This is a genomic window from Amycolatopsis sp. NPDC059021, from assembly GCF_042739895.1.
GTDB lineage: Bacteria > Actinomycetota > Actinomycetes > Mycobacteriales > Pseudonocardiaceae > Amycolatopsis.
In genome coordinates, this window is the sequence record NZ_JBHYIQ010000014.1 from 63,692 (window position 1) to 72,912 (window position 9,221).

At 72.1% G+C, this 9,221-nt stretch carries 9 protein-coding genes; 7 read left to right on the plus strand and 2 right to left on the minus strand.

Annotated elements, in window-relative coordinates; translation table 11 throughout:
- Nucleotide 1: 1 nt before the first annotated feature.
- The 5 genes from ACFWX1_RS11035 (at nucleotide 2) to ACFWX1_RS11055 (ending at nucleotide 4,624) form a co-directional block, all read left to right on the plus strand.
- Nucleotides 2-679 (plus strand): TenA family protein, encoded by a 678-nt coding sequence (locus ACFWX1_RS11035; RefSeq protein ID WP_378386134.1) that lies wholly within the window; start codon nucleotides 2-4, stop codon nucleotides 677-679.
- A 97-nt stretch (nucleotides 680-776) separates the two neighbouring features.
- Nucleotides 777-1,928 carry a cytochrome P450 gene (locus ACFWX1_RS11040; protein ID WP_378386136.1) on the plus strand — a complete coding sequence of 384 codons (1,152 nt, stop codon included), beginning with the start codon at nucleotides 777-779 and terminating at the stop codon, nucleotides 1,926-1,928.
- A gap of 25 nt (nucleotides 1,929-1,953) precedes the next feature.
- A complete protein-coding gene (locus ACFWX1_RS11045) occupies nucleotides 1,954-3,144 on the plus strand; it encodes a cytochrome P450 (RefSeq protein ID WP_378386138.1) in 1,191 nt (396 codons plus the stop codon).
- Entirely contained in the window at nucleotides 3,135-3,863 is a 729-nt protein-coding gene (locus ACFWX1_RS11050) for an SDR family NAD(P)-dependent oxidoreductase (RefSeq protein ID WP_378386140.1), read from the plus strand. Before ACFWX1_RS11045 ends, ACFWX1_RS11050 begins: the two co-directional genes overlap by 10 nt.
- On the plus strand, nucleotides 3,860-4,624 hold the full coding sequence (locus tag ACFWX1_RS11055) for an SDR family NAD(P)-dependent oxidoreductase (RefSeq protein WP_378386142.1): 765 nt from the start codon (nucleotides 3,860-3,862) through the stop codon (nucleotides 4,622-4,624). Before ACFWX1_RS11050 ends, ACFWX1_RS11055 begins: the two co-directional genes overlap by 4 nt.
- A gap of 9 nt (nucleotides 4,625-4,633) precedes the next feature.
- On the opposite strand, the gene ACFWX1_RS11060 is transcribed toward ACFWX1_RS11055, so the two are convergent.
- Together ACFWX1_RS11060 and ACFWX1_RS11065 are read right to left on the minus strand one after the other, a co-directional pair.
- A complete protein-coding gene (locus tag ACFWX1_RS11060; protein WP_378386144.1) occupies nucleotides 4,634-6,223 on the minus strand; it encodes an FAD-dependent monooxygenase in 1,590 nt (529 codons plus the stop codon).
- 76 nt (nucleotides 6,224-6,299) lie between these two features.
- Nucleotides 6,300-7,454, minus strand: coding sequence for a nucleotide disphospho-sugar-binding domain-containing protein (locus tag ACFWX1_RS11065; protein WP_378386146.1), 1,155 nt, complete (start codon nucleotides 7,452-7,454; stop codon nucleotides 6,300-6,302).
- A gap of 134 nt (nucleotides 7,455-7,588) precedes the next feature.
- On the opposite strand from ACFWX1_RS11065, the gene ACFWX1_RS11070 reads away from it, so the two are divergent.
- Both ACFWX1_RS11070 and ACFWX1_RS11075 read left to right on the plus strand, forming a co-directional pair.
- Nucleotides 7,589-8,287, plus strand: coding sequence for a TenA family protein (locus ACFWX1_RS11070; RefSeq protein WP_378386148.1), 699 nt, complete (start codon nucleotides 7,589-7,591; stop codon nucleotides 8,285-8,287).
- Between the two features lie 28 nt (nucleotides 8,288-8,315).
- Nucleotides 8,316-9,068, plus strand: coding sequence for an SDR family NAD(P)-dependent oxidoreductase (locus ACFWX1_RS11075; RefSeq protein WP_378386150.1), 753 nt, complete (start codon nucleotides 8,316-8,318; stop codon nucleotides 9,066-9,068).
- Nucleotides 9,069-9,221: the final 153 nt, after the last annotated feature.

Consider the following 9,221-nt stretch of genomic DNA (forward strand, 5'->3'; position numbering starts at 1 on the left):
GATGCTGCGCGACGAACTTCTGGTGCTCGCGGAACCGGTACTGGACAAGGTGCTGGCGCACCCGTTCTGGACACGGTTGCGCGAGGGCTCGCTTCCCGCGGCGTCGCTGGCCTTCTTCATCCGGCAGGACACCGGTCATCTGCTCCCCGCCTACAGCCGGGCGCTGGCCCGCTGCGCGGCGCAGGCCCGGGACGACGCGGACACCCGGCTGCTCGGGCATTCCGTGCTCGGCACTCTCGACGCGCGCGACCGGCTGCGCCTGCGTTACGCCGAACTCGCTCCCACGCTCGGGCTGCCCGAACTCGGCGAAGACCACCCGATGGCACGGGCCACCCAGGCCCACTGTTCCTTCTTCGCCGCGGCCGCGGCGACGTCGTTCGGCGCCGGGCTGGGCGCGTTGCTGCCGATGGTGTGGTTCAACTCGCGGGTGTCCGACGACCTGCGCGCACGCGCGGTCCCCGGATCGCGGTACGCGCGCTGGATCGCGGCGTATCACCCCGGCGACGACTACGGCGCGGCCGTCGAGGCGTTCCTCGCCATGGCCGACCGGTTCGGCGGGCACGGCCCCGCCGGACGGCGCCGAGAGCTCGTCGAGTGGTTTTCCAGCAGCCTGAACTACGAATGGGCCTTCGCGGAAAGCAGCTTCCGCTGCCAGGAGCCCGCGACCGGAAAGCCATGAGCCGATCCCCCACCCTCGCCCCGAAGGACAAGAAAGGTCGAGAACACCGATGAGCACGGAACTCCCCCTTCGGTATCCCTTCGCATGGACCCCGCCGATGCAGATCCCGGAAGGGCTTCGCTCACTGCGGGAAAAGGCACTGGTCGAGGTCACCCTGCCCAGCGGGGACTCCGCCTTCCTGGTGACCCGCTACAAGGACGTCCGGGCGCTGTTCGCCGACGAACGGCTGAGCAAGGACATCTCGCGGCCCGAAGTGGCCCGGATCTCGGCGAACAACGACCTGTTCATGGACAGCGCGATCGAACCCGACCCGCCCGGCCACACCCGCGTCCGCGGACTGGTGACCCGCGCGTTCACCGCGCGGCGGGTGGAGGCGCTCCGGCCGGTCGCCTGGGAGATCGCGAACGATCTGCTCGACAAGATGGCGGCCGGGCCGGAGGTGGCCGAACTCAACGAGGCGTTCGCGTTCCCCTTGCCCATCAGGGTCATCTGCAAGCTCCTCGGAATCCCGCCCGAGGACATGAACACCTTCCGCCGGCTGGTGGACGGTTTCCTCTCGGTGAGCAAGCTGCCGCAGGAGGAAGTCGAGGAATGCCGTACCGGACTGTGGCGGTACCTCGGCGACCTGATCGCGGCGAAACGCGCCCAGCCAGGCGATGACCTGATCAGCGGGCTGATCAAGGTCCGGGACGAGGACAACAACCGGCTTTCCGAACACGAACTCCAGTACTGGACGCAGAGCCTGCTCATCGCCGGTTACGTCACCACGGCCAGCCAGATCGGGACCGGCACCGCCGTGCTCCTCAGCCGCCGGGACCTGGTCGAGCAGATCCAGGCCGACTGGACGCTGGTGCCCTCGGCGGTCGAGGAGCTCCTGCGCACGCAGATCATGGGTTCGTCGATCGGCACCATGCGGTACGCGCTCAGCGACATCGAACTGTCCGACGGCACGACCATCCGGGCCGGTTCCAGCGTCCTGCTCTCCGAGGAATCGGCGAACGTCGACGAGACGGTGTTCCACGATCCGTTCTCCCTCGACATCCGGCGCCGCGAGAACCACCACCTGACCTTCGGGGCCGGGCTGCACTACTGCGTCGGCGCCGCGCTGGCGCGGATGGAACTGCAGGTCGCCACCGAAGGGCTGCTCCGCAGGTTCCCCGGGCTCGGCCTCGCCAAGCCGGGCGACCAGCTCCCGCGCGGGCTCGGCGGGTTCATGGAGGGCTTCACGGAGATCCCGGTCAGCTGGTGAGCGTCCGACGAGGGAGGAGGGGCACATGACCATTCCCGGCATCGACCTGATGGCTCCGGATGCCTTCACCGACGGCATCCCCTACGACTACTTCCGCGACCTCCGTGCCCGGCCCGGCCTCACCAGGGCCGCCGACGCCGAGGGCAACGAATTCTGGTACGCGACAAGGCATCGGGACGTCGTCACCGTCTCGCGCGACCACAAGGCGTTCTCGTCCAGCCCGAGCACGATGACCTCGGTGCGCCTGCAGGACTCCGACTACCGGATCATCACGTTCCTCGACGCGCCGGACCACACCCGCATGCGGCAGCTGACCTTCAAGGCCTTCGCCCCGGCCAGGATCGCCGCGCTCGGGGAGAGCATCCGCCGGATCGTCGGCACCCTGCTCGCCACCGCCTGCGAGAAGGGCGAATTCGACCTGGCCGAGGACGTCGCGCTCCCCCTGCCGTTCGAGGTGCTCGGGGAGCTGATCGGCGTCCCCGGCAGCGACCGCGAGATGGTGCTCCGCTGGGCTCGCCAGACCGTCAACCTCGGTGATCCGGAGTACGACGCCGCCGCCGCGGGCGGGCCGGACGTGTTCACCCAGCTGCTCGACTACTTCCTCGAGTTCGCCCGGTATCGCGACCGCCATCCCGCCGACGACATGTTCTCCCTGCTCCTCGCCGCGCGCCGCAAGGGCGACCGGCTGACCACCGAGGAGATCGGCGTCTTCGCGACGACCCTGATCACCGCGGGCAGCGAAACCACCTATTGCTCGGTTTCCGGCGGCGTGCACGCCCTGCTGCGGCACGGCGATCAGCTCGCCGCGCTCCGGGACGACCCCGGATTGCTGGCCTCCGCCACCGACGAGGTGCTGCGGTGGGTCACCCCCGTCACCCATTTCGCCCGCAACACCGTCGAGGAGACCGAGGTCGCCGGGCAGCGGATCACGCCGGGGGAACGGGTCGTCATGTGGTACACCTCGGCGAACCGGGACGAGGAGGTCTTCGAGGCCCCGGACCGGTTCGACATCCGCCGCCGTCCCAACCAGCACCTCTCGTTCGGCGGCGGGGGACCGCACGTGTGCATCGGCAACGGCCTCGCCGTCCTGGAACTCCGGACGTTTCTCGGAGCGGCGCTGGACCTGCTGCCGCGCTGGGAGCTCGCCGGGACACCGGTCCGCGCCGAGACCAACTTCATGAACAGCATCAAGCATCTGCCCCTGCGATGCCGGTGAACGCGCCGCGGACCGCGCTGGTCACCGGGGCGAACCGGGGCATCGGCCACGCCGTCGCCCGCGCGCTGCACCGGCGGGGGCATCGCGTCGTCGTGACCGCTCGCGACGACGAGACCGCCCGCCGGGCCGCCGCCGGCATCGGCGCGGACGTCGCGGCCCTGTCGCTCGATGTGACCGATGTGGACAGTGTCGGCCGGGCGGCGCGGCTGGCCGGGCCGGTCGACATGCTGGTGTGCAACGCCGGTGTGCTGCTCGACGCGGACACCGATCCCGTCGTGGTCGATCTCGCGCTGGTGGAGCGCACGTTCGCGGTGAACCTGCTGGGCACGTGGCGGACCGTGCAGGCCTTCCTGCCCGGAATGCTCGGCCGCGGCTGGGGCCGGGTCGTGTTCGTCTCCAGCGGCACGACGCGGGAGTTCGGCCAAGGACTGTTCCCGCGTACCCCGGGCTACTCGCTGTCGAAAGCGGCGGTGAACGGCCTCACGACGATGCTCGCCGCGCAGGTCGCCGGATCCGGTGTGCTGGTCAACGCGGTGAATCCCGGCCGGGTCCGCACCCGGATGATGCCCGGCGCGGCGAGCGGCCCGGAGACGGCCGCCGCGGTCATCGCGGAAGCGGCCGAGCTTCCCGACGACGGGCCGAACGGGCGGTTCCTGCGCGCGGCCGATTTCGCGAAGTCCACAGTGGACGCAGGCGACGACTCAGGAGAGTGGCGATGAACCTCGGGCTTTCGGGAAAGACGGCAGTGGTGACCGGCGCGGGGCACGGGATCGGCCTCGCGGTGGTGCGCGCGCTGACCGCCGAAGGGGTACAGGTCCTCGGCGGGACCCGCACCATGAGCGGCGAACTGGAAGCCGCCACGCCGCATGTCGTCCTGGCGGACCTCGCCACCCCGGACGGGCCCGCCACGCTGATCCGGCACGCGCTCGACCGGTTCGGCGGCGTCGATCTGCTGGTGAACAATGTGGGCGGCGGGGTGAAGATGGCGAGCGGTTTCCTCGACACCGACGACGAGACCTGGCAGCGCGCGGTCGAGCTCAACCTCTTCAGCGCGGTCCGGGCCACCCGCGCCGCGCTGCCCAGCCTGATCGAACGCCGCGGCGCGATCGTCAACATCGGCTCGGTCAACGCCCGGCTGCCCGACCCGCACCTGGTCCACTACTCCGCGGCCAAGGCCGCGCTCGCCGGCCTCGGCAAGGCGCTGGCGGCGGAGTTCGGCCCCCGCGGTGTCCGGGTGAACACCGTGTCCCCCGGCCCGGTCCGCACCCGCATCTGGACCAGCCCCGCCCTCGCGGAATCCCTCGGCACGACTCCGGAGGAGTTCGTCGCCAAGGTCCCGGAGATGATGGGGCTGACGACCGGGCGGATGGTCGAGGCCGAGGAGGTCGCGGCCATGGTGGTGCTGTTGCTGTCCGGCGCGGTCCCCAGCGCGGTCGGCGCCGACTTCGCGATCGACGCCGGGATGGCGAAAGGCCTCTAGCGCCGCGGGTCACCGCGCGAGCACCCGCCGCAGCGCGGCGCGGAGCGCGCCCTCCGCGTCGTCCACTTCGGACTCGCCGCGCCAGGCCACGTAACCGTCCGGCCGCAGGAGCACCGCCGAGTCCTCGGCGGCGCGGTAGCGGGCGGCCCAGTTCCCCTCGACGTCGATCAGCTCCGCCGCGCCTCCGGCGGGCCCGACGCGGTAGGCCCGCAGCGGTACGTCACGGATCCGGGCGGCGGCCGCGCACCAGCGCGTCCCGCCGGGCCCGGTGAGCAGCACGAACGCGTCGAGGCACAGATCGTGGACGCCGATCCGGCCGTCCGCGCCGTCGAGCCAGAGGTGCGGGGCACGGGTGCCGGGGCTGGCGTACTGGTCGAGGGTGTCGCCGAACACCGAGCCGTGCTCGGCGCCGAGCACGGCACCGGAACGGTATCGCTGCCCGAACACGCACAGCGCGTCGTCGACGTCGTCGTCGTTGGGCGTGGCACCGAACCGGGTCTCCTGGCGGCGCACGACGATCCGCGCGAGCTCGGTGGCCACCGGCCTGCGCTCGGCCTCGTAACTGTCCAGCAGCCCCGGCCCGGCGTGTCCCCGAAGCACGGCCGCCAGCTTCCACGCCAGGTTGTGCGCGTCCTGCACCGCGGAATTCGCCCCCATCGCACCGGCGGGCGGCCACACGTGCGCGCTGTCGCCGACGAGGAACACCCGGTCGTCACGGAAGCGCTCGGCCACCGCGACCGCCTCCTCCCAGCCGGTCAGGTCCAGGATCTCCACGGCCCGCGCCGGATCACCGATCACCGACCGCGCCACCCGGACGCAGCGGTCCTCGGTGAAGTCCGCGAGCGACTCCTTCGCCGGGTCGTAGGTGACGCTGACCGCCCAGTGGTCCTGGCCTGCCGTGGTGAGGAAGGCACCGAAACCGATGTCCTCGTTGACCACGATCCAGAACAGCGCCCGCCGCCGCACCAGATCCGCCAGATCGGCCCGGACGATCATGCTGGCCCAGTGCTGGGTGGTCCCAGGACCGGTGCGGGGAATCCCCCGGCACTCGCGCACGGTGCTGTGCACTCCGTCGGCGGCGATCACGTACTCCGCGCGCACCCTGCGGTGCGCACCGGTCTTCCGGTCTTCGAGCACCGCGGTCATCCGCCCGGCGCCGTCCTCGAGCGACAGCAGCCGCGTATCGGTCCAGTGCTCCGCCCCGCGGGCACGGGCGGCCTCGGCCAGGATCGGCTCCACCGAACTCTGGTCGGCCATGCAGAACCGCGCCGCGGTCCGGTCGGGCATCACGCGGGGCAGCCCGTGGGAGTCGTCGAGCAGCCAGTTCCACTCCCCCGCGATACTCGCACAGCGGACGACACCCGCTTCGCCGTCGAAGGGCGCGCCCGCCGCCATGACCGCGTCCTCGATGCCGAGCGGCCGGTAGAGCTCCATGGTCCGCGGGTTGATCCCCCGCGCACGCCCCTGGATCGGGATGCCGGGATGCCGGTCCACGAGCAACGACCGGACGCCTTGGGCGGCAAGGAACGCCGAGGACGCCAGGCCGGCGTAGCCACCGCCGACGATCAGCACCGGAACGTCGAGATCCTGGCCGCTCATGCGATCGCCCCGCTCCGCGAGAAGGTGCCGGATCCGTTGTGGCGCATGAGGTCCCCGATTCTCTCGCGAGCGTCGCTCATCCGGCCAGCCCCGCCATGACCGACGCGCCGACTTCGGCGGGCGAAGGCTGTCTCCGCATTTCGTCGCGCAAGCGCCGGGCCGCTTCACGCGGGGCGCCGTCACCGAGCAGACGTTCCACGCCGGCGCGGATCGCGGGGCCGGTGGCCTCGTCACGGGTGAGCACGTCCCCGGCCCCGGCCGCGACGATCCTGGCCGCGTGGCCCGCGTGATCCGGCAGCTGCGGGATCAGCAACTGCGGCAGGCCGTGCCGCACCGCGGTAAGCAGCGATCCGGCGCCCCCGTGCGCGACGACGGCGTCGCAGCCGGAGAGCACCTGGTCCAACGGCGCGTCGACGACGACCCGCGCGTTCCCCGGTGGCCGGCCGACCAGCTCCCGCTGCCCGGCCGAGACGGCGGCCACGACCTCCACGCCGGTCCCGCTCAGCGCCGAAAGCACCTCACGGACCGGGAACCGGGCCGCGGCCACCTTCGCGATGGTGTGCCCCCAGGTCACCCCCACGCGGGGACGTCCGCCGCCGGCGGGCAACCGCGCCGGACGTCCCGCCACGCCGTGGAACGGGACGAACCGGACCGGGAAGCGACGATAGGCGGCGGTCACCTGCAGGCCGGCGGGCATCGGGTCCACGGTGACCACGCCGAGCGGGTCCACCGGGCCCGCGCCGTGGCGATCGGCCAGCGGGGCGAGCGCGTCCGCCAGCACCTCCTTCGCCCGCAGTACCAGGTCGGTCCCGTACAGATGCCGCACGGCGGGCACCCCGACGGCGGCGGCCGCGATCGGCCCCGCCAGTGCCGTCGGCTCGAACACCACGAAGTCCGGACGCCAGTCCTTGGCGAGCGCGACCAGCTCGCCGGTCATCGCCTCGGCGTTCGCGAGGAACATCCGCGTCGCCCTCGGCCCCTTGCCCAGCCGGGGCGCGGCCTCCTCCTCGCCGTCACGCTCGCTCGGCAGGAGGTAGCCGCGGACCATGCCCGGCGCGTCGACGTCCTCGCCGACCACGGCGCCGGGCAGGCCGGCGCGCCGGATCTCGGGGAGCAACGCGGGCTGGCTGGCGACCAGTACCTCATGGCCCGCGTCCCGCAGCGCCAGTGCGAACGGGACCAGCGCGTAGAGATGCGACGGCCACGCCCACGTCGTGAAAAGCACTCGCATGGCGCTCCCTTTTCCTGCTCGGCGACCGTTTCCCGGCGGCAACCATGCCGCCGTCCACTCGCGAAGGGGTGGAGCGGCACTCGACCACAGCGACGCCCCACCCGGGCTCCACCGGGTGCCCGCACGATGACGCGATGGCGATACCGACCCCCGAGGGGGCGCCCTCCCCGTTGCGCACCCGCCTCGACCGGCTCGCGGCCGACGCCGCCGCACAACTCGTCGACCATCCGTACTTCCGCGGCCTCCGGGACGGGACGCTGCCGGAATCCGTGCTGTGCCAGTACATCCTGCAGGACTGCTGTCATCTCCTCCCCGCCTACGGCCGCGCGCTCGCCCGCTGCGCCGCGCACGCGCCCGCCGACCGGCACGCGGAACTGCTCACCGGCATGGCGGCCGCGTCGCTGTCCGACAGCGCGAACCGGGTGAGCCGATTCCGGCGCTGGTGCGCGGAATCCGGCGTTCCGATCCCCACGGACGCTCCGCCTCCCGTGGCACCGACGACCGCCGCGTACGGCCACTATCTGCTGTCCGCGACCGGCGGGAGCGCGTTCGCGGCGGGAGTCGGCGCCCTGCTCCCGTCGGCATGGCTCTTCCTGCTCGTCAACGACGACCTGCTCGCCCGGCACGACCCGGGCTCCCGGTACGCCGGGCTGATCACCGCGAACCACCCGGGAGCCGGATTCGCCGCGGTGCTCGAAGATTTCCTCCGGCTCGCGGAGCAGGCAGCCGGCCGCGGCCAGGCCGACGAAGCCGACCTGCTGCGGAACTGCGAGCACGCGATCCGGTACGAACACGCCTTCACCGCCGCGTCCTGGCGGCTCGAATCCCGGTGATCCTCCGCCCCGACCGAAGGAATCCACAATGGACCTGCACCTCGATGGCAAGCGCGTGCTGATCACCGGCGCCACCCGCGGCATCGGCCGGGCCACGGCCCGGATCTTCGCCGCGGAAGGCGCACACGTCGCCATCACCTATCACAGCGACGCCGCCGAAGCCGACGCCACCGTGCGAGAGCTGGGTGGTCCCGGACAAGCGATGGCCGTGCGGTACGCCCTCGGCGATCCCGCGATCATCGAGGAAGCCGTCCGGACGGTCGAAGATCGCTGGGGCGGGATCGACGTCGTCGTCGCCAACGCCCAGTCGTTCGTCTGGGTGGACCCCGACCGGCTGCCCCCGTTCGAACACCTCCCGATGGAGGAATGGCTCCCGTTGTTCCGGGAGAACGTCGAAGGGCATCTCCGGACGATCCGGCTGGCACTGGCCGGAATGCGGGAACGCGGGTGGGGAAGGGTCGTGCTGCTGTCCTCGGTCACCGCGGTCCACGGGAACCCCGGCTCCGAGATCTACGGCGCCGCGAAGGCCGCGCTCCACGGCTTCGTCCGCGGTCTCATGTGGACCGGAGGCGGCGTACTCGTCAACGCGGTCTTGCCGGGAGGCACGCTCACCGAGAGCCTGGACCGGGTCGACCCGGCGCTCATCACCCGCGCCGCCGAGGAGACCCCGAGCGGACGGCTGAGCACCCCGGAGGACGTCGGCAGGCTGGTCGCCTTCCTGGGATCGGCGGCGAACGGCAACATCACCGGCGGCGTGATCCACACGGCGGGCGGACGCTGACACGTGCGGGGGGCCCCCCCCCCGCCCGGGGGGGTGGCGCCAAACGCCGACCCGTGCCTTCGCGTGCCCCCCGAGTCGCCTTTTAACCCCCCGCCCTCGCCCAGCGACCAGCCTGCCCGGACCGCGCTGGAGGTTTACCAGACGATGTTCGCC